Consider the following 23,690-nt stretch of genomic DNA (forward strand, 5'->3'; position numbering starts at 1 on the left):
TTACAAAATAGCGATTATTAATTTCCCGAATTTCTTAATCTTTCCTTTCATAAGCACCCAAGTCGGCAGGCAAATAAATGCAACGGTCGGTACCGTTGCGGTCAAATTGCAACATAGGATAAAGTGCAGGGCAACTGATGTTGCTCGCTTTGTTTTTGGCGTTGGCCATGGTATCAAGTTCAAAGTTGCCATCGTTGGGGTCTTTAAATTGGGGCTCCGTATTTTTAAAGACATTTGTAAAATGCGTGGCATTGGTGATATCAAAATCTGATTTCACCTTAAGAATACAATGATCAAAAAGATAATTGCTTGTTGCACTTGACTTTATATCTATTTTTACTTCCGACTCATTATTGCCATAGATAATGCAATTGCGAAACAAGGCCTTGTTTAATTCAAAATCAAAAACAGCTTTTGTTTCATCTTCAAAATAATTGCTGATGTATAACAGGGGGTCTATACGTTGGCCAAAACTCCAGTAGTTGGCAAAGGTGCAATGATTAAATTCGTAAGTGCCGCCAAAAGTTATAGCGCACCCATAAGAGGCTGTACTGCCAAACACGCAATTATTAAACGTTGCATCGTAATAACGCGTAAATACGTTGGCACCGCTCATGTTTTTTATTTCGGTGTTGTTTACTACAATCTTTTTTGCAATGCTTGTATCACTAATTCCATTTAAAATCAAATTCTCCAATTGCAAACCGATAAACCCATTTTTAATTTCGGCATAATTAATTTCATTATTAACACTTCCTTCGTTTATCCAGATGCGATCCCATTGTCCGGGCTTATCATTATAGTAGCTTTCTAACCGTGTGCCTCTGAATTTTACCGGATGTTCGCGCGTTCCCATTACTTTTAAGGTAGCATCCCTGTACACCCACAAACCACTGTTGTTGTAGAGGTAAACTTTTGTGCCTTCTTTTATTTCCAGCATACATCCACTATCAACAACAGCATAACCAAATATAACATAAGGCAACACGCTATCCCACACGGCAACATTTCCATTGCAAGGAATAACTGAAATTGGCGGGAGCCCTGGTATATTCTGATCGGCACGTATGAAGCGCGCATTTTGCCCCCAAGCCACCAGGTCAACATCCTGCAGGTTGCCGTTGGTTTCGAATAAGATACTATCTGCAACAACAAAAGGCAACTGTGCACTGTTAGGATCAATGGTTACTTCAATAAAAATAAACAAACTATCATTAGCTGCAATTTCAATATCTCTGAAACTAGCTCCCGGCATGCCATCCACATTGATACGATAATACGAAGAAGAGCCTGAAGCAAGGCGTATGCTCGATACATTGATAGGCTGATCGTTTTTGTTATATACAATCAACTGCGAGTTGGTGCTACCAAAGGTGACAAAAACCGTGTCAAACAGAATGGTATCGGTACTGAAACCGAGCTTTGCTCCTCTATCTGTAATAATCTTGTCCTTTTTACAAGCACATACTATTACGGTTAACAATACCAACAGGTAAACTAAATACTTCATGCCTCAAAAATAACTATAAAGTTGAAACCAGAGATTTATTGTGCAAACAAGGTTTAAAAATGACGATAACGTAACTATTCCCTACATTTGGCCTTCAAAAATTACAAAACCGTGGAAGAGAAAGATATACCTTCAGAACATGTTTCGCTGAATTTTATTGAAGAAATTATAGAGAAAGATCAGGCTGCTGGAAAACATGGTGGACGTGTGCTTACACGATTTCCACCTGAACCAAACGGATACTTGCACATAGGCCATAGCAAATCGATTTGCTTAAACTTTGGTGTTGCAAAAAAATATGGTGGCCATACCAACCTTCGGTTTGATGATACCAATCCGGAAAAGGAAGAAACAGAATATGTTGAATCAATAAAAGCAGATATCAAATGGCTTGGGTTTAGCTGGCAAAATGAATTTTATGCATCCGATTATTTTGAACAACTCTATCAGTTTGCACACACCTTAATTGATAAAGGACTTGCCTATGTGGATGACCAAACAGCCGAAGAGATAGCATCGCAAAAAGGAACGCCAACCTCAGCAGGCACTAACAGCCCATACCGCGCGCGTAGTGTTGAAGAAAACAAAGCGCTGTTTACAAGAATGCGTGAGGGAGAATTTGCCGAAGGTACTTGTGTGCTTCGCGCCAAAATTGACATGGCAAGCACGAATATGCATTTGCGCGACCCTCTTATGTATCGTATCAAATTTGCAAATCATCACCGCACGGGCGATAGATGGTGCCTTTATCCCATGTATGACTTTGCCCATGGGCAAAGTGACAGCATTGAACAGATTACTCACTCCCTATGTACACTTGAGTTTGAAGTGCATCGCCCATTGTACGAATGGTTTATTCACCATTTGGAAATTTTTCCAAGTACACAATACGAATTTGCACGTCTCAACCTGAATTATACCGTAATGAGTAAACGCAAATTACTGCGTTTGGTAAATGAGCAGTTGGTTGATGGATGGGATGACCCTCGTATGCCTACCCTATCAGGTATACGCAGGCGCGGATATACTCCTGAAGCAGTGCGAATGTTTTGCGACAAAGTAGGTGTGGCACGCAGAGATAATGTAATTGATGTATCGTTGCTTGAATTTTGTGTGCGCGAGCACCTCAATAAAATTGCTTTTCGAAGAATGGCGGTTCTTGATCCATTAAAGGTTGTGATTACCAATTATGATGAAGGCAAAACAGAAATGTTGACATCCGAAAACAATCCTGAAGACGAAGGTTCGGGTTCGCGCGAATTAAGCTTTGGTCGCGAATTGTACATTGAGCAGGAAGATTTTATGGAGAATCCACCTAAAAAATATTTCAGACTAGCACCCGGAGCGGTAGTTCGACTAAAGCATGCTTACATCATTCGTTGTGATGAGGTAATTAAAAATGCAGATGGAAAAGTTACTGAATTACGTTGCACCTATATTCCTGAAAGCCGCAGTGGTCATGATACTTCGGGCATTATGGTAAAAGGAACATTGCACTGGCTGCATGCAGCTACCTGCAAGCAAGCAGAGGTTAGACTATACGATCGTTTGTTTAATGTAGAATTGCCCGATGCACAGGAACAGGATTTTTTGCAATACCTAAACCCAAGTTCGCTTACCATTGTTGCCAAGGCGTTTATTGAACCAGCATTAATGCAAGCAACCACCACCGATCGATTTCAGTTTTTACGTCTAGGTTATTTTTGTCTCGATAAAAACGCCACGAGCGAGCATCTCATTTTTAATAAAACGGTTGGATTAAAAGACAGTTGGAGCAAAGGCAAACATTAAATTATCAGGCGCTCTTTTTTATTCATTGTTGATATTAATTCTACAACCAAAAACTGAAAGAGAAATAACAATATGCAATGGAAACGACAAACAACTTTTTAGACAGTTCGAAAAAACAATTCGGGTATTACAAAATGCTTGGCGAAAAAACTTTTTCGCAACTTACCGATGAGCAGCTATTCAGACATATGAATGAAGAAAGTAATAGCATTGCAACCATTGTAAAACATTTATGGGGAAATATGCTTTCTCGTTGGACAGATTTTTTAACTACTGATGGAGAAAAAGAATGGCGACAAAGAGATGCCGAATTTGAGAATGACCTTGTTGACAGGGCAGCGCTTTTAGCAATGTGGAATGAAGGCTGGGCTTGTTTATTTAACGCGATAAATCCGTTGACTGAAGATGATTTAACAAAAGAAATTTTCATTCGCAATCAAGGCCATACCATTACAGAAGCAATCAACAGACAACTTGCTCACTATGCTTATCATGTTGGACAAATTGTATTTATTGGAAAATTACTGTGCAACGAAAACTGGACTTCGCTTTCTATTCCGAAGCGAGACTCAAAAAAATATTACGCAGGCTTGGTTTACAAACCAAAACATACTTAACATTTTAATGCAAAAAAATAACAGCTAAAAAATAACAGATGCTTTTAAAAGCTTTATGCTATGCTGGAAAATTGCAAAATAGAAACAGTGTTTTTAATTGAACGCAAGTAGCCTCATTTACTTTTACTCTTTGATTAGTTGCCAGATTGAAAATCAGTAACCAAAGAGAAATTAAAGAAAAAGCTGAGAAAAATAATTTATCCTACGATTACCTACCATATAATATCAGATTTCTATTCCTTACAAATTACCACTCATTCGTGGATAGTAGAATAGAAAAACCACACCAATAAAAGCAGAGGTAAAGAACTCGAAGTACCCGAACGAATCGGTAATAATGCACGCTAATTCGTACACAGCAAATACGATTAGATACATAAGAGGTCCCCATTTTTTTAAATATAAAACCCCCACAAGGCTAATAAAACGTAGCGAGACAAGCGAGCCAAACAAAGCAGGAAACCATGTGCCAAGCTTTTTAATAAATGGAGAAAAAATACTTGGAAAGAGTAATACAATTACAACAAATCCAATAACTAAGGATAGTAGAAGTAAAGCAGGTTTTTTGTTAGCAGCTTTTTCCATAATTAACTTCTGATAGCTTCAACAGGGTCTAATTGCGAAGCGGTGTAGGCAGGAATGAAACCTGCAATAATGCCAATGTTAGCGCTGATGGTAAAGGCAAGAACTATATTGCCCGTAGTAAGCGAAACAGGGAAAGGCAAAGCTCCGGCAAGGGCTGCTGTAACACCAAATACCATTAACAACCCAATGGCACCACCAATTACTGATAACAATACGGCTTCGAACAAAAACTGAAACAGAATAAAATAATTTTTTGCTCCCAACGATTTTTGAATCCCAATCAGATTGGTACGCTCCTTAACAGATACAAACAAAATATTTGCAATACCGAAACCTCCAACTAAAATGCTGAAGCCACCAATTATCCAACCTACTATTTGCAACACATCAAGCACCGGTGTTATTCCTTTCGACAGCAATTTGCTTTCATTCAAGGCAAAGTTATCCTCTTCGATAGGGCGCAACCTACGCACACCGCGCATTGCTATACGCAATTCCTCTTTAAGTTGTTCGTTGTCTATTCCTTCTTTTCCCTTTGCCATAATAAAGGGGTCGAGCCTATCGCTGCGAATATCAATTACCTTGCGTGCAAAGTTGATTGGCACTATCATTACTTCATCAAATCCATTACCGAGCAAACTTTTTCCTTCGCGCTTTAATACTCCAACTACATGTAGTTTGCGTCCATGATTAACTACATCTTTACCTACAGCATCGTAACTACCAAACAATGTTTCTTTGAGTGTAGCACCTAACAGACACACATTAATACCGGCATCCGACTCCTGCTGAGTAAAATAACGGCCTTGTATAACTTTAAAAGGTTCGATACGATCATAATCATGCGAGGCCATAAATATGATGGCATTGGTAGCGGTGTTGTCTTTGTACTTCATGGTTTCGTTTCCTACATTGGCGCCTATAGCAATGGCTTCAAAACTTTGTACACGCTCTTTTAAATCATCCATTTCTGAATAGCCCGGCAACGGGCGTTGCCAGTATTTCCACCATGGGTAATTATCTTCAAAAGACCAGGGCCATTTTTGAACATATATCACATTATCGCCAAGCGATTGAATACTCTTTCGTATATCGTTTTCCATTCCATCCACCATGGTGAACACCAGTATAATGGCAAAAATTCCAATCGTAATGCCTAACAAGGACAGAAAAGTTCGCAGTTTGTTAACCCGCAATGCATGCATGGCAAATAAAAAGCTCTCCTTAAATAATGTGATGAATAATCTCATATGGTTGCACAAAGGTATAAATTCCAGATTGCCGAAATTTGAATTAACATTTGTTTTTGCAGTTAACGTGCGGGTTTCATGCTTTGACTATTATGCAGCTAAGTTGTTACACCCAACATGCTGTTTGACAAATAACCATACGATAAGGGCGATAAGCTTAGGTTGCGGTAAGATATGGTAGCCTGTTGCTTTTTTCCAAATTCAATATTTAGGCTACATTTGCAGCCCGAAAAATCAAGTTAATGAAAGTTATTAATTTATTGATTGGTTGCATCTTACTTGTACTCTTTAATTCATGCGAACTGATTAATCCCGAAGAACCGCAACCGGTTTACCTGCATTTAGATAAATTTGTACTAAGTACCGATTATGCCTCGCAAGGCACCTCGTCCAATGCGCTTACCGATGCATGGGTATATATAGACCAGCAACTTGCCGGTGCCTACGAAGTACCTGCAACCGTGCCACTATTGCTTGAAGATGGGCCACATGAAATAAGTATTCGTGGTGGCATACATGTAGATGGGCAAGTAAACCTGCATGACCAATATGATTACATCGATTTTTTTGATACTATCCAATTTTTTAAGAAAGGAGAAGTAACCCACATACAACCCCGTGTGAAATATATAGATGGAGCAAAGTTTGAATATATTGAAGACTTTGATGATGGAGGAATAGACTTTACCCGCGACCCTAACTGCGATACCATATTTTCTACTACCGCCACCAACGCTTTCGAAGGACCATATAGTGCTATTGCATATCTTGATACTGCGCGTCCCACGTTAATAGCAACAACCAAGTTGAGTTACCCATTGTCGAAAAGCACGGTCAACATGTTGGAGTTAAATTACAAAAGCACCAATTCTTTTAACGTAGGCTTATCGCGCGTAAAATTTACTGGTGCAGAAGAAAAGGTGATTTATATTTCATTAAAACCTTCAGAAACCTGGAATAAAATTTACATCAATCTAAGCAGCATTGTTTCGAGCAGCACAGATGCGGTAGGCTTTAAACTTTTGTTTACTGCAAAACTTGACGAAGGCAATACCTCAAGTACCATCATGATTGACAATATAAAATTGCTACATAATTAAAAGCCATTGATGACACCGGCTAGGCGCAAATTAACTATACGATATATTGTTGCAGATTTTTTTGCTGCTGCACTTGCCTGGGGTTTGTTTTACAGCTACCGCAAATTATATATCGAAGGAGGGCAGCATGGACACTCATTTGCTATCAACCTGGATATGAAATTTTACATTGGCTGTGTGGCAATTCCTCTTTTTTGGATACTGACCTATGCCCTTGTAGGCACGTATATCAATGTGATGCGCAGATCGCGCTTACGCGAACTGGGACAAACTGCCTATCTTTCTGTAATTGGGGTTTTGATTTTATTTTTTACTCTGTTACTTGACGATACTATCATTACCTATCGGAGTTATTATGCAACTTTTTTTACATTACTTTTTTTACATTTTCTTTTTACTGCTACATTTCGTTTTACACTTTCAACCGGCATAGCCCATCGGCTACGCAATCGAAAAATTGGTTTTAATACGCTGATGATTGGCAGCAATCAAAAGGCTGTAAATCTTTTTAACGAATTCGAATCGGCCAAGTTTAGCTACGGAAATTTTTTCAAAGGCTATGTGCATGTGGATGATAGCAATGGAAAGTTTTTCAAAGAAAAACTTCAGCACCTAGGAGGCATTGAAGAACTTCGCAATATTGTTTCCAAGCATAAAATTGAAGAAGTAATTATAGCCATTGAGTCGTCAGAACACGAAAAAGTTGGACGTATATTAAACGAGCTCGAAGACACCAATGTAGTTATAAAAATTATCCCCGACATGTACGATATCTTAACAGGAACAGTTAAGATGAATGCCATATTTGGAGCGCTGCTAATTGAAATTAATCCATATCTGATGCCGGTATGGCAACAGAGCTTGAAGCGAATTTTTGACATCGTAGTTTCTTTCATTACACTCATCATACTAGCTCCGGTATTTATTGTGCTTTCCATATTAATCAAGATTGGAACGCGAGGCCCTGTATTTTTCAAACAAGAGCGTATCGGGTTGCATGGTAATCCATTTATGATTTACAAATTTCGCAGCATGTTTATTGATGCCGAACAACGGGGCCCACAACTTTCCAAATCGGACGATTCGCGGATAACAAGGTTAGGTTGGTTTATGCGTAAAATAAGGTTAGACGAAATACCGCAATTTTATAATGTGCTGGTAGGCGATATGAGCTTGGTAGGTCCGCGACCCGAACGGCAATATTATATTGATCAGATAATACAAAAAGCCCCACACTACCGCCACTTGCAAAAAGTGCGTCCGGGTATAACCTCATGGGGGCAAGTGAAGTTTGGCTATGCTGAAAATGTTGATCAAATGATAGAGCGACTAAAATATGATATCATCTATATCGAAAATATGAGCATTGCGCTCGATATTAAAATTATGATTTACACCCTCAAAACTATTATTGAAGGTAGAGGAAAATAATTTTTTTGCTTGCAAAAAAAACACATCATCACATTACTTAGATACAGCATTGCTGCAGTATGGTTAATTAATGGTTTGTATTGCAAAGTGCTAAATGGTGTGCCACGACACCGCGATATTGTAGCTTCCATATTAGGAAGCGAATATGCTGCGCAACTAACCATATTAATTGGCATTGCTGAAATTGTAATGGCTATCTGGATTATATCGCAACTATTTTCCAAACTAAATACTGCAATACAGATATTGATCGTTACAACTATGAATTTATTAGAATTTTTTCTGGTGCCTCACTTATTGCTTTGGGGCAAGTGCAATAGCATATTTGCTGCTTGCTTTGTGGGTCTAATATTGCTGCACTACTTATGGACTGATTAAGATTTAACTGCCTGTTTTCTTATGGACACAAAAAAATAATATTCCTGTCTTATGTCATGGCTTAAAGATCATCCTTTTGCAATTGAGGCAACTTTTGATTTTTCATTAGTGTTTACTTTTGCCATCAACATAGCTGATGCTGTAAAATTAATACCAGCATGTTTGCAGCCTGATACATTTAAGAACCAACATGCCTTTATAGCAGTGGCTATGGTAAAAACCAAAAACCTCAGGCCCAAAGGATTTCCGGAATGGTGTGGTCGCGATTTTTTCTTACCGGTTATCGTGTGTTTGTGCGTTATCATAACAAAGAGCAAAAGCGACTGCGCGGCCTTTACATTTTAAAATCAGAAACTGATAGCCGACTAATGTCCGTTATGGGAAATATTTTTTCAAGTTACAAGTATGAAACCGGGAACATAAAAATAGATGAATCGGAAACCGAAATAAAAATCCACTCGCATACACTAGGAATAAAAGTACACATAATGCGAGGTAATGAAAACACATTACTGCCTTTGCACTCTCCATTTACCAACTGGGCCGAAGCGCGAAAATTTGCAGGACCCTTGCCATTTACCTTTTCTACAGATAAAGAAAACAAAAGCGTTTTAATAATTGAAGGTGTTAGAACCAATTGGCAACCTGCTCCGGTAAGTATAATACATGCTGATTTTAAATTTATTCGAGCGTTAAATATTCCTTGTACACTGGCCAATGCATTTATAATTGACCACGTGCCATACTATTGGAAAAAAAGGAAGAAAGGAATTGCTATGAAACGTAAACCGGCTCAAGGCCTTTTGAATGTATTAAGGTTTAACTGGCATTTTTATGTATTGGTCATCATTGCCTTTATCATGATTGCCCTATCGAAATACTTGTTGTCAGAAACCTATTCGCCATTCATCAATCTGATTTTAATTGGCCTGACGATGACGATGATCGTTTCGTTGGTAGTAACGTACTATGTATATGATGCATCACCATTATATACGATGCAGTGGCTAAACATGAAGTGTGATAGCGGCTGCATTATGGTCAACATGCATGCAGGGTTCGATGAAACGAGCAAACTGCTTCAAGAAAAATTTAAACATGCAACAATGCATGTTTTCGACTTTTACAATCCTGCCACGCATACCGAAGTTTCGATAAAAAGAGCACGCAAGGTTTACCCACCCTACCCGGGAACCGTGGTTATAGAAACATCCCTTATTCCCATGGCTGACAAGCGCGTTAATTTTGTAATGCTGTGGATGGCTGCACACGAAATTCGCAACAGTACGGAGCGCGATGTTTTCTTTAACGAAATTAACCGTGTGCTGGCTATAGATGGCAAGGTGATTTTAGTAGAACATATTCGCGATGTGAATAATTTTTTGGCATACAACCTGGGAGCATTTCATTTCCAGTCGGCTTCAACATGGAAAAAGGCATTTGCCAAAAGTGGATTAGCAATCTCAGACGTACAAAAAATCACTCCCTTTGTTACTGTTTATTATTTAACTAAAAATGGAAATACAAATTAAAATTACAGGAGGGCTTCTTATAGCACTCGCACTTATTCATGTTATATTTCCATCATATTTCAAGTGGAAAACAGAACTCGCTTCATTAAGCATCATGAACAGGCAGATGATGTATATTCATTCGCTATTTATTGCCATAACCGTATTACTCATGGGGTTGCTTTGCCTTACATCCGCTACAGAATTATACAGCACCGCGCTTGGAAAACGAATATCGTTGGGGCTTATGCTATTCTGGGGATTGCGCATGACCTTGCAGATTTTTGGTTACTCATCCAAATTATGGAGAGGCAAAATATTTGAAACAACCGTGCATATTGTTTTTAGCTTGTTCTGGCTTTGGTTGGTTTTCTTATTTTATAGATGCGCTTTTGTGTAAGCTAAAAAGGGGAAATGACAATCTTCAATTTTCATTCTATCTTCGTCAGCTAAATGAATAACCACAAACAGATTATATTCAGGCTTACAGCCTTATGGGCGTTAAATGAATCGCTGCTGGGTGGAATGCTGCATGCCTTTAAATTTCCTTTTACAGGCATATTGGTGGGAGGTTTTGCAGTTGTGCTAATTGGCCTTATTGGTTTCTATTCCAAAAATAAATGGAAAGACATTTTGGTAGCAACGTTTATGGTAATGGTAACAAAAATGCTGGCAAGCCCGTTTACACCTTTTGCTGCATATATTGCTGTTGCCTTTCAGGGACTTTCGGGAGCCCTCATCTATATGCTGATACCAAAATTTCGTGTAGCAGCATTGGTTGCTGCTATAATTGCGCTGGTGCAGAGTGCCATACAAAAAATTCTAATCCTCCTGCTTTTGTTTGGCAAATCATTGCCACAAGCCATAGATGCATTTGTAAATGGAATAATGCAACTGTTGCATGTAAATGCCGGAGTAGAAGCCGCTAAATGGCTGGCCATTGGCTATGTGCTGCTTTACCTGCTTGTAGGTATTGCCATTGGAAGCTGGCTCGGAAATTTGCCTGTGAGGATTGTAAAACTTTCGGAATCCATTAACCTTGATGCCGCAACAAATTCAAATTCTATTTCGATGGATGCGAAACGCGGCAATCCCTATGTTAAGTTCATTATGATTATGCTTACAGCAATTTCCATTGCAGCAGTATTGTACATCACCGGAAAAAATCAATCAGTTTTATATGTTTTAGGGAGAGCCTGCTTAGCCATCATTTTTCTGTTTTACTTATTGCCACTGCTGATAAAGTATTTATTAACCCGCATATTGAAATCGGACAATGCGTGGGCCGAACGCATCAACCATCTGTTTGCCGAAATGGAAGAAATAAAAACTACGATACCACGTGCATTGGCACAGGCAGGCAAGGGAAACCCTATTGCACGCTATAAGCGATTTGCTGAAAATCTTTTGGTAATGGTTTTATTTAAATAATAATGGGAGCGGTAAAAATTTTTTCGCGAGCTATACGGACGGGCAAAACCACCGAGCTGATGGAGTGGTGCAAGATGCACCACCAAGCCGATGGAATACTAATGCCGGATGTAAACGATGTGCGAAATTTTTATTTTATCAATTCAAGCATTTACCTGCCTGCACAAGTAGACCGTAAAGCCAACGAAGAAAAAATATCCGTAGGCAAATTTTGCTTTAGTAAAAAAGCGTTTGATTCTGCTTCTGCTTATCTCGAAAAAAATTATACTAACTCAAAAAATTATTTCATCATAGATGAAATTGGCAAACTCGAAGTAGAACAACAAACAGGATTGCATCATACCTTGGTTCAAATTTTACAAATCCATCTTAACCAACCTAACAACACTACATTGCTGCTTGTGGTTCGCGAAAATTTATTGAACAATTTTCTGGAAAATTACATGCATGAATGTAAAGTAGAAATAAGCGATAAACTTGATACCTTACTAGCATGAATAACCTGACCGGAATAGTACTTAGTGGAGGGCGCAGCAGCCGCATGGGTAGCGATAAAAGTTTTATCCAGTTTCATGGAACGCAGCAATACCTGCATGCCGCAAGCTTACTAAGTAATGTTTGTGATGAAGTATATATATCCTGCAACAGCACCAATGCACATGCATTTGGCAATCAGAATAATTTAATTATTGACCTCGAATGCTATGCACAATCGGGCCCTATGGGAGGAGTGCTTAGTAGTTTCGAAACCCTTGGCGAAAAAAATCTTTTTGTTCTTGGCTGCGATTATCCATTTTTAGAAACTGCCGACTTGCATAAATTGCAAATGCAATTTATAAATACCAAAAATTGCGTGGCCTATTACTCTGCGGATCACAACCTCTATGAACCCGTTATTGCCATTTATCCGCATACCCTATATGCAAGAATGAAACAACGGTACGAACAAGGCAACAGATCGTTACAGCAATTTTTACAAAAGGTAACAGCCGATAAAGTAGCCATGGAACCTCCTGATAAATTTAGCAGTATTGATACACCTGGCATGCGCGATGAAGCCATTAAAAAAATAAAACCATGAGCAAATCCATTCAACAAATTACCATTACCAAATTTGATGCACAGGGCAAGCAAGATGTGTTGGATATGGTTGCTTGCGAAGAACCTTTAGAAATAAGTATTTCATTTTATGACAAGGAGTGGCAAACAAAAACACTTTCTATTACCATGCGAACACCTGGCAACGATGAGGAACTTGCCACCGGCTTTCTTTTTACCGAAGGCATCATACAGCATTATAATCAACTGGAACATGTGAGGCATAAAGACTTGGGGCAAAACCAGATTGAAGTTAAACTGACACCAGACACTGATATTGACCTGGAAGCGGCTCGAACGAAATTTTTATACCACATCGAGTTGCGGTGTTTGTGGCAAAACGTCCATTGATGCAGTGCATACGGTAGCACCTGCAAGCACCAATCATGGCGATGTTGTAAAACGCGAAGTGTTGTTTGGCCTGCCTGATAAGTTGCGGGCTCAGCAGGCAGCATTTGACCAAACCGGTGGCTTGCATGCCGCAGCACTGTTTACTTTTGCCGGAGAATTTATTGCGCTGCGCGAAGATGTTGGCCGACACAATGCTCTTGATAAACTAATTGGCAGCCTGCTGCCAACTGCAAATATTATGCAACAAGCCGTGCTGCAATTAAGCGGACGTGCAAGTTTTGAGTTGATACAAAAAGCATCGATGGCGGGAATTCCTGTTGTTGTTGCGGTGGGCGCCCCTAGCAGCTTGGCCATACAACTTGCTGCCGAAAGAAATATCACCTTAGTAGGATTTTTAAAGTCTGAAAAATTTAATTGCTATACCATGCCTGAGCGTGTGTTATAAGGCACCATACTGATTAATCGCATTGACATTGTTGCACTGTTTTAAAACGCGGTATAATATCGATACGGTTATCTTCGATAAGATTTTCAAAAGGCAGTCTTTCTTTTTTTAAAGCCCGCTTGGTAAAATCAAAAACCTGAATGCTAAACTGCGGAAGGAAATTCGGGTTGGTGGTTTCTTCTTCCAGCATCTCATCCCCTTCCTGATCTATACTAAAATATTTTCCTCCTTGAAAATACCAGTTATCGATTCGCGAAAACATATCATCATCGGCAAAGGCAACTTTTACCAAACGAAAATCAAAAACAGTTAAGCCATTCTTATCACTATCATAAATAGAAAATAAAAAACGGCCATCGCGCGAAATGAAATAATTGCCCCCGCTAAGATTATGCACCGTGCCATTGGTATCAATGATAATGGTGCGGCCATCGTAATCGCCAAACTTTGAAAACACAAGAAAATTTGGCGGTTGATCTTTGTCAAAATAAATACCGGAGCAGCCGCGATACGCATTCATGTTATCAAAATACAATCGCTCATAAATGGTATCGGCAAGTAACACATGCATCCATGCGCGGCAGTACAACGACTTATTGGTAAAATAATTATTATTAAAAACCTCAATCAGTTTAACTTCAACATTCTTTATTCGGTGGCTCTCCACCTGAGTTCTGAAACTTTCTTTGGGATAATCTTCGGGATTGTAAACCCGATATACATCGCCCTGCCCGAGGCAATGCTTGGCACTGCACATGGCAATTAAAACGTATATGACTACTGTTACGCGACTCATTGTTTAGTTCAATACTTCGAGCGAACCTGCACCCTCGCGAATTACTTCGGGCGATTCGCCTGTAAGGTCTATTACGGTACTTGGCGTAATATTGCCAAAACCTGCATCTACAATAGCTTCTACCTTGTCACCATATTTTGATTCTATCAACTTAGGGTCGGTTGCAAATTCAACACCCATGCTATCATCGCCTATCGAAGTGGTAACAAGTGGCTGACCAAGCAGCGAAATAATTGCATGAAGCAACTCACTGTCGGGCATGCGGATACCTACGGTATGTTTTTGTTTTTTAAAGTTATGATATACTTCGTTACTGGCTTCCAATATAAATGTATAAGGACCGGGCAATGCCTTATTCAATATTCTGAAAATACTACGGTCGAAGGGTTTGGTATAGGTGGATATTTTTTCCAGATTATCAATAATGATGGAGAACTGTGTTTTGCTTTTGTGATTGCCTTTGAGTGCAGCCATGCGATCCATGGTATCTTTGCGACTGTATGCACAGCACATGGCATATACCGTATCGGTTGGCATTACAATGATGGCTCCGCTTTTCAATTGATCTACTATCCAGTTAACTTTTGTTGCATCTAAGTGATGCGCATCTATTTCCAAATACATAAAAAAGTAAAATAAAAATTATTGTTATTATAAAATGTTCGGTGTTACAACCTTGCGTATAATTCTTTTAGTTGGGCTATTACAAAATCTATCTCTTCCTTCTTATTAAATCTCGAAAAAGAAAATCGCACCGAAGGTCGCGATTGGTCGCTGTGAATAGCATGCAAAACATGCGAACCTATTTCGCTGCCGCTGCTACAAGCACTGCCACCCGAAGCTGCTATGCCGCGTATATCGAGATTAAACAACATCATTTCGGCAATGGGTGTTGGTGGTAAGTTTGCATTAAGAACCGTGCAGAGACTCCTATCACCGGTTTCTCCATTAAATTTTACACCGGGAAACAATTGCAGTAGTTGCTCCTTCATGTAATCTTTTAAACTACGTATGTAGGCTATTTCTGTATCGAGGTCGGCATAGGCTATTTCGAGTGCTTTGGCCATACCGATAATGCCATACACGTTTTCGGTGCCGCCACGCATGTTACGCTCCTGAGCACCTCCGGTTATAAATGGTTTTATCTTTATATTCTTATTGATATAAATAAAGCCAACCCCTTTGGGACCATGAAACTTATGTGCTGCAGCATTTATAAAATGTACGTGTGTTTTGCTTAAATCATGACGAATGTGCGCCATCGTTTGTACCGTATCGGAGTGAAAAATAGCATCATACTTTTGACACAACGCTCCTACCTCATCAAATGGTAGTAAGGTACCAATTTCATTGTTTGCATGCATTAATGAAACAAAACTGCGCTCATTGTTTTTCAATAGTTCTTCTAAATGGGCCAGGTCTATATTGCCCTTTTCGTCCACATTAACAAGACTTAACCTTATTTTGCCCTGATGCTGGAGGTCTTCGAGGGTGTGCAGCACCGCATGATGCTCAATTGGAGATGTAATTGCGTGTTTTATGCCCAATTGCTCGGTAGTGCAGCGTATGGCCATGTTATTTGCCTCGGTGCCACCGGAGGTAAAAAATATTTCGGCAGGAGAGCAAGATAACAATGCTGCTATTCTCTTGCGCGCTGCCTCTAATGCACTTCGGGTTTCGCGGCCAAAAGAATGTATGGACGATGGGTTACCAAATTTATCATTCATTACGTCTACCATGCATGCCACAACTTCAGGTGTCATGGGGGTGGTGGCGGCATTGTCTAAATATACTTTCATTAAGTATTTTGGTTAAGGGCGGCTAAGGTATAAAAAACGTAAGAATATAGACCCGCTTAAGTTTGTTAATAAATGCATACGATGGAATTATTAATAGTTGAAAGAACTAACTTCTTTCAACTATTAAAACAGGGCTGACAATTGAGGCCAAATGCCCAAAACTTTTGGGACAATAAACAGTACTCACGAAAACGAAAAAAACAGCCAAATAAGTGCTAGTTCTTAAGCTTTGAAGTTAAAAGCAAAAGCAGATAACCCGAGCAAAATTATGCAGATAGATGCTTTTTAAAATTCTATATGGTGGAGTTATACAACAACTTCGCGAAGAGTATTTTTTTAAACAATAGGTGCACTGTATTCGGTTTAATCTTTAAAATACGCTTCATCTTGATAACCATAAGCAAGGTAAGTTGTTAATCAATTTTATATATTGCACCATTCATAGTCAAATCCCATATACTGAATTGTAGCACATCTTTTATACATTGAACTGAAATAAAACAGAAAAACAACGAACCGTTAACACGACCTCACCACAATTAGCGTTTGAGAATTTGTGACATCACCTATGTTATAAAATAATTCACAAAATAAATTATGATTATTAGAGAAGCTAAAATAGACGACATAAAACAAATTCAAATCGTAAGAAATTCTGTAACAGAAAATACGTTGTCAAATCCTAACTTGGTGACAGATGAAGATTGTGAAGAGTTTATTACCAAAAGAGGAAAAGGATGGGTTTGCGAAATTGACAAACAAATTGTGGGCTTTGCAATTGCTGACTTGAAAGAAAATAATATTTGGGCGTTATTTTTAGACCCGACATTTGAGAAAAAAGGTATTGGTCAGCGATTACACAAAACTATGTTGGACTGGTATTTTACGCAGACTAAAGAAAAAGCTTGGCTAGGAACAGCCTTTAATACACGAGCAGAAAAGTTTTATAGAAAAGCAGGTTGGAAAGAAGTTGGAACACACGGTACAAAAGAAATTAAATTTGAAATGACATATAATGACTGGACAACAAACCAAAGCCGCTTACATTAAGCCGTAAGTACGGTAGGCGCTGCAACGCAGCAAACGAGGTGCTTTTGCCTATACAGTGCTCAAGCAACACCTTTGTGCCGTGCGGGGTTTAATGGAAGGATTGCTTACTGTTTTGGTAAATCTTTTTAACTTTTTGCAATTGCTTAACTATGACCGTATACGATTTGTGTCGTTTTTCGCTCTTTCATATATCAGGCCAGCAATTCCTCTTTCAATTTTACTAAATCGAACTTGCGAACAAAAGCACAATAAAACGTACAACATTTTCAGTATCGATGTTGCAATCTAAACTTGATATTTCCATTTGATTGCGGCAGCCCTCAGCATGCATGTTTATTTTTTTCGGCAAGGCTTAGCGATGTTGTCAATGCAATTTTTTTTAACTATTGTAATTAACAAGTAGCTGTTGCGGAATTAATTTTTTCACAGGCTGACATACTACGTTACCCTTTCGCTATGCTTCGCACTTGAACATCTCTGTAAAAAACAAACAGGGGTTCAGAGTATGCAAAGCTGTATTGGTTATCACCTTGCTAAATAAAAAGAGAAAATATGCAACCTAACACAGAAACCAATCGTAACATTTCATCACATTTTATTTACCCGCAGTACAGTGTTTCTCTTATAAATCATTGATTCGAATACAAGGCGATTCCTGTATACAGATTCTAAAATAAATCATTTTTTCCGATGATAAAAATCATAATTGAAATGAGAAGATAAGTGTAAACTTGCAGTATTATTAATAATACACAAAATGAGACTACTAATTTTTTTATTGTTTACTTTAACAAGCTTCACTATAAATGCACAAATAACATTTCAAAAAGTATTTGGAGGGGTGGCTATGGATGAAGGGAAAATCTGTAAGACAAACTACTGATGGAGGCTACATCATAGCTGGAACTACAACCAGCTATGGCTCGGGAGGTCGTGATATATTAGTCATTAAAACAAATGCAGTGGGAGATACTACATGGACAAAAACTTTCGGTGGTGCAATGGATAACGAATACGGATTTTGCGTACAGCAAACAAGTGACAGTGGTTATATTGTATCGGGTGTTGCTTCTTCTTTTGATGATGTTGCCGGAGATATGTATTTAATAAAATTGAACGCCACTGGAGATACATTATGGACAAGAACTTATGGTGGTATTGGCTACGAATGGGGGGCGTATGTACAACAAACATTGGATGGAGGGTTTATCATAACTGGACAAACTCCTGCATTTGGTGCAGGCGGATTCGATGCTTATTTGGTTAAACTAAATTCTAGTGGTAATATTTCTTGGACAAAAACTTACGGTGGTTCAGGACTTGAAATTGGCTCAGCAGTTCAACAAACTAGCGATGGTGGTTATATTCTAACTGGGGAAATTGGTAGTTTTGGTGCCGGAGGCGGAGATTTTTATTTAGTAAAAACTGACTCGGTAGGTAATGTGGTTTGGACAAAAGCATACGGACACTCGGGCACAGAGGGTGGAGTTACAGTCAAACAAACTTCAGATGGAGGATATATTATAGGTGGATCTTCGGAAGATACACTTGGCAACTTGGGTTTCGATATGTGCTTAATAAAAACGAATGCTAGTGGCGATACACTATGGGCTAAACTATATGGCGGTGCATTGATAGATGAATGCTACGAAGTGGTACAAACTTCTGATGGAGGTTACATAATGTGCGGTAAATCATTCAGTTTTAGTGCACTGGGTGATTACGATGTGTATGTTGTAAAAATTAATTCTCAAGGTGTTGTACAATGGTCTAAAACTTATGGCAACTCAAGTAGCAGTTCAGCCAATGACATTGGAAATTCCATACAACAAACTATCGATGGTGGATATATTATAACAGGTGAATCAATGTTTGGCTTTGGCGTAGGTTTAAAAACCTCTATGTTATTAAAACGGATTCTTTGGGCAATAGTGGCTGCAATCAAGGGAATGCAGCTACGGTAACTTCCAATTTATTGCCACAAGTTATTGCGCCCCCTACGCTTGTTTCTTCTGGTGGTGTAATGTCAATGCCTGCAACCATTGCAAATTCAGGATGCATACAGACAAATTTGTGCTTGACAAGCACTCTTGTAGAAAACAATTCTCTCGAGCATCTTACATTTTACCCTAATCCAATTACAACAAAAGCATTTTTTGAAATCACACTAATAGAAACAAAAAGCATATCGATTTCAATTATTGATGTTGTTGGAAGAGAAATAAGAACAATACCAACCAATAATCTTGAACAAGGAAAAAATAAAATTGCTATTGATTTTTCAGAATTACACACGGGAATTTATTTCTGTCAAATAAAATCAAAAGGAATAATACAAACACTCAAGTTTGTAAAACAATAAACTTATAATTTTGCCCTCAGGTGACAACCCCTTAAGCATACCCCAAACTTGCAAGCACCATTAACTTTTATTCGGACAGCTACGCCACCTCTGAAAACAAATCAGCACGCAAGACAGCGCCCCTGACAGCGTACACATTCGTGCATCTTTTACCATTATGGCAATGAACGTAAATCGCATTGCACAAACAGTGCAGCAACTTAATACAGCTGTGCCTTCAACGAATATCATGAATGTATTATAGTAAGTTTCCTCCGTAAATAATTCGTGCATTGCCTGAACGTTATGGGTAAAAATAATCTGCACCAGTAAGAGAATTGCAGAGCAACAACTTGAGTATATTCACTTTAATCCTTGGCGTCCAAAATGGAGTTATGTACTAAACCATCTGACTACAAATTTTCACATGCCGACCTTTATGAAACCAACATAGATGTCTTTGGCTGGTTAACTCGCTATTATGAATTTTCCTGATGTGTTGATAGATTACAAGGATGTGGAAAATGGATCAAGCCGGTTGGCGAGAACCCGAACCAAGAACAAAATTCAACAATGTTTTAGCAATTTATTACTACACTAATAGATTCGCCCATATCCTCCCAAACAAAATAAAAATGAAATATACACTGTTTATATACCCAGCTGCGCTTTAACCTATTGCTAAACACAATACTTTTGATAAAGTATTTTTGTAAAATAAAATGAAAGCGACAAACTGCTTACACTAGTGCAAAAACATTTGTATGTCATTGCGTTGTGATCCCCTTACGAGCGATAGCTGAATAAATGGAAAGAATTTACGCTATTCTTATAAATTTAAATTCAATTTAAAAATATGACCCAAATGGATTTTATCGGTTTATTGGAGTTATTATTTTACTACTTGCATATTTTTAAATTTGACAAACAGAATTGCAAAAACAACTTGGTATATTTATTAATAAATTTTATTGGGTCCGGAATTGCTTGTTTTGCCTCAATCTTAATGAAATATTTACCATTTGTAATTTTAGAAAGAAGTTGGGCAATTGTTTCGATATTTGGATTATTAAAATAAATAAACAAAAAATGAATGGAGAAAAAAACTTAGAAACACTTTTAAAACAGATGATGCCTAGATTGAATATTGGAGAATATGTATTCTGCACAGTGGAAAATTTAGAAGAACTAAATCTGAATGAAATTTTAATGACTTTCAGAGAAAATGAAGGAGTAACCATAATTATCGAAAAAAATGTTGCTGATTACTTAAATTTGCATTACTCTTTTACTACTTCTTGGATTACATTAACAATTCATTCTGCTTTAGCAGCAGTTGGATTAACAGCTGCTTTTTCGAAGGCATTGAGTGAAAGTGGAATTAGTTGTAATGTTGTAGCGGCATTTTATCACGACCATATTTTTGTAGACAAAAAAGATGCAAAAAAAGCAATGGAAATTCTAAATAAATTTTCAGCGTAAATATAAATAGTGACCTAACTAAACTTAGCCGTATAGACGAAAGATTGTTTAACTATGGCTGAATACGATTTGTGGCACTTTTAGCTCTTTAATATATCAGGCCAACATTCCTCTTTCAAATTTCAATTTTACAAAATCGAGATTGCAAACAAAAGCATCAATAAAGCGTAAAACATTTTCCGAATCAATATTGCAATCTAAACTTGATATTTCCTTTTGATGCCGGCAGTGCTCTGGTATGTGATATATATTTATTTTTTTTGCTAAGGTATGGCAATGGTGTCGTTGTAATTTTTATTTTTACCACATGTTGTTAACGTGAAGGTGTGGGCTGTTGGGTTTTTTCACAGGCTGAATTTAGCAGTAAGCTTAGACAACGACTCCCAAAAAAGCAGCCAAAACAACGACAGACAAGAACTCAAAATTAATTATTTTAAAAAATAGACAGAATGAAACAAACAACAACATTAGGACACAGTACTCTAACAGTTAACAGAATTGGACTTGGCTGTATGGGTATGTCAGAGTTTTATGGTTCTTTTAACGAAGAAGAATCAATAAATACATTGCACAAAGCTATCGACTTGGGAGTGAATTTTTTCGACACAGCCGACATGTATGGTTGGGGAGCGAATGAACGTCTATTAGGAAAAGCATTTAAAGGACGGTGGGGCGAGATAATTTTAGCGACAAAGTTTGCAGTAATGCGCGGACCAAATGGTGAGTTTCTTGGACTTAATGGTAAGCCGGAATACGTCAACCAAGCTTGCGAACAAAGTCTTCAAAATTTGGGAGTTGATACAATTGACTTGTATTACATGCATCGACAAGACCCGAAAGTAGAAATTGAAGAAATTGTTGGTGCAATGAGTGACTTGGTAAAACAAGGAAAGGTAAAACACTTAGGCATTTGCGAAGCGAATGCAGAAATGATTCGAAGAGCACATGCAGTTCACCCGCTTACTGCCGTGCAAAACGAATATTCTTTGTGGAGCCGCGAACCTGAACAAGAAATTTTGGATGTGTGTCAAGAACTCGGAATCACTTTTGTTGCATATAGTCCTCTTGGCAGGGGTTTCTTAACAGGAGCAATCAAAAGTAGAGCAGATTTAGAAGCAAGTGATTGGCGACTTACACTTCCTCGTTTTACAGACGAAGCCATTAAGGAAAATCTAAAATTTGTGGAAGTGATTGAGCAAATTGCTCAAGACAAAAAAGTCTCCAAAGCTCAAGTGGCTCTTGCATGGGTGCTAAGTCAAAACGATGAAATTGTTACTATTCCAGGTACTAGAAAAGTTCACCGTCTTGAAGATAACTTAGGTGCATTTAAAGTGGAATTAACAAATACTGATTTGGCTACAATGCAAAATTATATGCCATCACAAACAATTGGAAGTCGTTATTAGTTTGACTGTGCAATTTCAACCTCAGACAGACAAGCCCATTGTTAACATGGGGTTTACGGTCATTGCAGAGTGTCACCCAAACTGAAAGTAAATAATTACAATAAACACTACATGCAAAATAAATGAGCAAAAATTTTATCTTGACAGGCCTTGTAACCTCGATAACAAACCTCATACTTCATGCTGGTGTTTTTTTTTCTTTCCTAAAGGATTTCTATAAATCCCATCCACCTGGTTCTATAGAGTACTTAAATCAACTTAACCGGCCACCTGACCAACTAATTATTTGGGCATTGCTTGTTTCTTCATTGGCATTTGGCTTCTTTATCACCATAGTTATAAAATGGTCTCGTGCGAAAACCTTTGGTTCTGGTTTGAGGTATGGCTTCATAATTGGTTTACTCTTTTGGACAGCTATTAATTTCGGACTATTTTCTGCTCAAAATATTTTTTCACTACCAAGTGTTTTTGTCGATTTAGCATGTAGCGCATTTTCAATGACAATTTCTTGTGGTGTTTCAGCTTGGATGCTGGGCAAAGCAAAAACGACTTGAAATTTAACCTAAATGAACCTCAGCATTATAAAAAAATATTCGCTTAATTGTTTTCTTTTGACACTTCCAATTATGATTTGGAATATGCTCCTGACAAACAAATTACCAAAAGCCTTTCAACCAGAAATATTTTGGAACGACATCCCATCTTTCTTGACTTATGGAGAAAACATTTCACGGATAATTGTTTTCACGCTTACTTTTCTTATGCCTTTAAGTATTTTGACAAGCACACAAAAGAAGGGGTTGTTTTTATATATTGGTGGGATAATATTATACTTTGCTTCCTGGCTTATCTTGATTTACTTTCCTGACAGCGGATGGAGTAATAGTATGTTAGGATTTATGGCACCTGCATATACTCCATTGTTATGGCTAACAGGAATTGAACTAATTGGAAGTGCGTTTTATTTCAATTTGCCTTATAGACGCTGGCTATTTATTTTTACATCATTTGTATTTCTGACCTTTCACAACTTTCATACTTTAACAATATATTTTAGGATACATTAATAAGCTAAGTAACATTGAAGACTGAGCAGATGAAAAAACAAATAACCGCTAACATCACTTACCCAACAGGCGGGGTTTCGTGTTCCAAAGATAGTTTTGCGGTTAATCAAACATTAGTTTTTGAAATCAAGTTTTGTGGTAACTCTCCCGGCCATCGCAAATCTGCAAAACATTAGGATGTGAAAAACTCAATGTCGAAAATTTTGGCGGCCGAAACAGCTTCGTAACGGTAACGATATACAATTTTTGGT

At 38.1% G+C, this 23,690-nt stretch carries 22 protein-coding genes and 2 pseudogenes; 18 read left to right on the forward strand and 6 right to left on the reverse strand.

Annotated elements, in window-relative coordinates; all coding sequences use genetic code 11:
- Positions 1 to 34 precede the first annotated feature (34 nt).
- Positions 35 to 1,510, reverse strand: a complete 1,476-nt coding sequence (locus IPO27_02540; GenBank protein ID MBK8845481.1) for a hypothetical protein — start codon at positions 1,508 to 1,510, stop codon at positions 35 to 37.
- Between the two features lie 111 nt (positions 1,511 to 1,621).
- Between IPO27_02540 and IPO27_02545 the strand changes: the two genes are divergently transcribed.
- Together IPO27_02545 and IPO27_02550 are read left to right on the forward strand one after the other, a co-directional pair.
- Complete coding sequence (locus IPO27_02545) at positions 1,622 to 3,301, forward strand: glutamine--tRNA ligase/YqeY domain fusion protein (GenBank protein ID MBK8845482.1); 1,680 nt, start codon at positions 1,622 to 1,624, stop codon at positions 3,299 to 3,301.
- Between the two features lie 77 nt (positions 3,302 to 3,378).
- Entirely contained in the window at positions 3,379 to 3,918 is a 540-nt protein-coding gene (locus IPO27_02550; protein MBK8845483.1) for a DUF1572 family protein, read from the forward strand.
- A gap of 240 nt (positions 3,919 to 4,158) precedes the next feature.
- Here the strand turns inward: IPO27_02550 and IPO27_02555 are convergent, their stop codons facing one another.
- Positions 4,159 to 4,503: a hypothetical protein gene (locus IPO27_02555; GenBank protein ID MBK8845484.1), complete on the reverse strand. Its 345-nt coding sequence runs from the start codon at positions 4,501 to 4,503 to the stop codon at positions 4,159 to 4,161.
- A 2-nt stretch (positions 4,504 to 4,505) separates the two neighbouring features.
- Positions 4,506 to 5,753: an ABC transporter permease gene (locus IPO27_02560; protein ID MBK8845485.1), complete on the reverse strand. Its 1,248-nt coding sequence runs from the start codon at positions 5,751 to 5,753 to the stop codon at positions 4,506 to 4,508.
- A gap of 242 nt (positions 5,754 to 5,995) precedes the next feature.
- Between IPO27_02560 and IPO27_02565 the strand changes: the two genes are divergently transcribed.
- The 9 genes and pseudogenes from IPO27_02565 (at position 5,996) to fdhD (ending at position 13,498) form a co-directional block, all read left to right on the forward strand.
- Entirely contained in the window at positions 5,996 to 6,853 is an 858-nt protein-coding gene (locus IPO27_02565; GenBank protein MBK8845486.1) for a hypothetical protein, read from the forward strand.
- 9 nt (positions 6,854 to 6,862) lie between these two features.
- On the forward strand, positions 6,863 to 8,284 hold the full coding sequence (locus tag IPO27_02570; GenBank protein MBK8845487.1) for a sugar transferase: 1,422 nt from the start codon (positions 6,863 to 6,865) through the stop codon (positions 8,282 to 8,284).
- A 9-nt stretch (positions 8,285 to 8,293) separates the two neighbouring features.
- On the forward strand, positions 8,294 to 8,662 hold the full coding sequence (locus IPO27_02575; protein MBK8845488.1) for a DoxX-like family protein: 369 nt from the start codon (positions 8,294 to 8,296) through the stop codon (positions 8,660 to 8,662).
- 51 nt (positions 8,663 to 8,713) lie between these two features.
- Positions 8,714 to 9,426: pseudogene (locus IPO27_02580) on the forward strand (DUF2071 domain-containing protein).
- 751 nt (positions 9,427 to 10,177) lie between these two features.
- Complete coding sequence (locus tag IPO27_02585) at positions 10,178 to 10,573, forward strand: hypothetical protein (GenBank protein ID MBK8845489.1); 396 nt, start codon at positions 10,178 to 10,180, stop codon at positions 10,571 to 10,573.
- A 53-nt stretch (positions 10,574 to 10,626) separates the two neighbouring features.
- Positions 10,627 to 11,604 (forward strand): hypothetical protein, encoded by a 978-nt coding sequence (locus IPO27_02590; GenBank protein MBK8845490.1) that lies wholly within the window; start codon positions 10,627 to 10,629, stop codon positions 11,602 to 11,604.
- 2 nt (positions 11,605 to 11,606) lie between these two features.
- The gene (locus IPO27_02595) at positions 11,607 to 12,101 is read left to right on the forward strand and encodes a hypothetical protein (GenBank protein ID MBK8845491.1); all 495 of its coding nucleotides are present in this window, start codon (positions 11,607 to 11,609) and stop codon (positions 12,099 to 12,101) included.
- On the forward strand, positions 12,098 to 12,685 hold the full coding sequence (locus tag IPO27_02600) for a molybdenum cofactor guanylyltransferase (protein ID MBK8845492.1): 588 nt from the start codon (positions 12,098 to 12,100) through the stop codon (positions 12,683 to 12,685). The genes IPO27_02595 and IPO27_02600 overlap by 4 nt, the downstream gene beginning before the upstream one ends.
- Positions 12,682 to 13,498: pseudogene (gene fdhD / locus IPO27_02605) on the forward strand (formate dehydrogenase accessory sulfurtransferase FdhD). Before IPO27_02600 ends, fdhD begins: the two are co-directional and overlap by 4 nt.
- A 13-nt stretch (positions 13,499 to 13,511) precedes the next feature.
- Here fdhD and IPO27_02610 read toward each other — a convergent pair.
- From IPO27_02610 to IPO27_02620, 3 genes are read right to left on the reverse strand one after another with little or no spacing between them, the layout of a single operon-like run.
- Positions 13,512 to 14,294, reverse strand: a complete 783-nt coding sequence (locus IPO27_02610; GenBank protein MBK8845493.1) for a hypothetical protein — start codon at positions 14,292 to 14,294, stop codon at positions 13,512 to 13,514.
- A gap of 3 nt (positions 14,295 to 14,297) precedes the next feature.
- Entirely contained in the window at positions 14,298 to 14,918 is a 621-nt protein-coding gene (locus tag IPO27_02615) for a threonylcarbamoyl-AMP synthase (protein MBK8845494.1), read from the reverse strand.
- A gap of 44 nt (positions 14,919 to 14,962) precedes the next feature.
- Positions 14,963 to 16,093: a cysteine desulfurase gene (locus IPO27_02620; protein MBK8845495.1), complete on the reverse strand. Its 1,131-nt coding sequence runs from the start codon at positions 16,091 to 16,093 to the stop codon at positions 14,963 to 14,965.
- A gap of 597 nt (positions 16,094 to 16,690) precedes the next feature.
- Between IPO27_02620 and IPO27_02625 the strand changes: the two genes are divergently transcribed.
- The 7 genes from IPO27_02625 to IPO27_02655 all read left to right on the forward strand — a co-directional run bounded on the left by IPO27_02625 (position 16,691) and on the right by IPO27_02655 (position 23,439).
- Positions 16,691 to 17,143: a GNAT family N-acetyltransferase gene (locus IPO27_02625; protein MBK8845496.1), complete on the forward strand. Its 453-nt coding sequence runs from the start codon at positions 16,691 to 16,693 to the stop codon at positions 17,141 to 17,143.
- An 851-nt stretch (positions 17,144 to 17,994) separates the two neighbouring features.
- Complete coding sequence (locus tag IPO27_02630) at positions 17,995 to 19,107, forward strand: hypothetical protein (protein ID MBK8845497.1); 1,113 nt, start codon at positions 17,995 to 17,997, stop codon at positions 19,105 to 19,107.
- A complete protein-coding gene (locus tag IPO27_02635; protein MBK8845498.1) occupies positions 19,065 to 19,505 on the forward strand; it encodes a T9SS type A sorting domain-containing protein in 441 nt (146 codons plus the stop codon). Before IPO27_02630 ends, IPO27_02635 begins: the two co-directional genes overlap by 43 nt.
- 1,068 nt (positions 19,506 to 20,573) lie before the next feature.
- Complete coding sequence (locus tag IPO27_02640; protein MBK8845499.1) at positions 20,574 to 20,966, forward strand: ACT domain-containing protein; 393 nt, start codon at positions 20,574 to 20,576, stop codon at positions 20,964 to 20,966.
- Positions 20,967 to 21,415: 449 nt separating this feature from the next.
- The gene (locus tag IPO27_02645; protein MBK8845500.1) at positions 21,416 to 22,372 is read left to right on the forward strand and encodes an aldo/keto reductase; all 957 of its coding nucleotides are present in this window, start codon (positions 21,416 to 21,418) and stop codon (positions 22,370 to 22,372) included.
- Between the two features lie 122 nt (positions 22,373 to 22,494).
- Positions 22,495 to 22,926: a hypothetical protein gene (locus IPO27_02650; protein MBK8845501.1), complete on the forward strand. Its 432-nt coding sequence runs from the start codon at positions 22,495 to 22,497 to the stop codon at positions 22,924 to 22,926.
- A gap of 12 nt (positions 22,927 to 22,938) precedes the next feature.
- Entirely contained in the window at positions 22,939 to 23,439 is a 501-nt protein-coding gene (locus IPO27_02655) for a hypothetical protein (GenBank protein ID MBK8845502.1), read from the forward strand.
- The last annotated feature ends 251 nt before the right edge of the window (positions 23,440 to 23,690 follow it).

Source organism: Bacteroidota bacterium (assembly GCA_016714535.1).
Lineage (GTDB): Bacteria > Bacteroidota > Bacteroidia > AKYH767-A > OLB10 > JADKFV01.

Excerpts from the sequence above, each read along its gene's own strand:
- IPO27_02540 (MBK8845481.1), bottom strand. The coding sequence starts at position 1,510 with ATGAAGTATTTAGTTTACCTGTTGGTATTGTTAACCGTAATAGTATGT.
- IPO27_02550 (MBK8845483.1), top strand. The coding sequence starts at position 3,379 with ATGGAAACGACAAACAACTTTTTAGACAGTTCGAAAAAACAATTCGGG.
- IPO27_02555 (MBK8845484.1), bottom strand. The coding sequence starts at position 4,503 with ATGGAAAAAGCTGCTAACAAAAAACCTGCTTTACTTCTACTATCCTTA.
- IPO27_02560 (MBK8845485.1), bottom strand. The coding sequence starts at position 5,753 with ATGAGATTATTCATCACATTATTTAAGGAGAGCTTTTTATTTGCCATG.
- IPO27_02565 (MBK8845486.1), top strand. The coding sequence starts at position 5,996 with ATGAAAGTTATTAATTTATTGATTGGTTGCATCTTACTTGTACTCTTT.
- IPO27_02570 (MBK8845487.1), top strand. The coding sequence starts at position 6,863 with ATGACACCGGCTAGGCGCAAATTAACTATACGATATATTGTTGCAGAT.
- IPO27_02585 (MBK8845489.1), top strand. The coding sequence starts at position 10,178 with ATGGAAATACAAATTAAAATTACAGGAGGGCTTCTTATAGCACTCGCA.
- IPO27_02590 (MBK8845490.1), top strand. The coding sequence starts at position 10,627 with ATGAATAACCACAAACAGATTATATTCAGGCTTACAGCCTTATGGGCG.
- IPO27_02595 (MBK8845491.1), top strand. The coding sequence starts at position 11,607 with ATGGGAGCGGTAAAAATTTTTTCGCGAGCTATACGGACGGGCAAAACC.
- IPO27_02600 (MBK8845492.1), top strand. The coding sequence starts at position 12,098 with ATGAATAACCTGACCGGAATAGTACTTAGTGGAGGGCGCAGCAGCCGC.
- IPO27_02610 (MBK8845493.1), bottom strand. The coding sequence starts at position 14,294 with ATGAGTCGCGTAACAGTAGTCATATACGTTTTAATTGCCATGTGCAGT.
- IPO27_02615 (MBK8845494.1), bottom strand. The coding sequence starts at position 14,918 with ATGTATTTGGAAATAGATGCGCATCACTTAGATGCAACAAAAGTTAAC.
- IPO27_02620 (MBK8845495.1), bottom strand. The coding sequence starts at position 16,093 with ATGAAAGTATATTTAGACAATGCCGCCACCACCCCCATGACACCTGAA.
- IPO27_02625 (MBK8845496.1), top strand. The coding sequence starts at position 16,691 with ATGATTATTAGAGAAGCTAAAATAGACGACATAAAACAAATTCAAATC.
- IPO27_02630 (MBK8845497.1), top strand. The coding sequence starts at position 17,995 with ATGAAGGGAAAATCTGTAAGACAAACTACTGATGGAGGCTACATCATA.
- IPO27_02640 (MBK8845499.1), top strand. The coding sequence starts at position 20,574 with ATGAATGGAGAAAAAAACTTAGAAACACTTTTAAAACAGATGATGCCT.
- IPO27_02645 (MBK8845500.1), top strand. The coding sequence starts at position 21,416 with ATGAAACAAACAACAACATTAGGACACAGTACTCTAACAGTTAACAGA.
- IPO27_02650 (MBK8845501.1), top strand. The coding sequence starts at position 22,495 with ATGAGCAAAAATTTTATCTTGACAGGCCTTGTAACCTCGATAACAAAC.
- IPO27_02655 (MBK8845502.1), top strand. The coding sequence starts at position 22,939 with ATGAACCTCAGCATTATAAAAAAATATTCGCTTAATTGTTTTCTTTTG.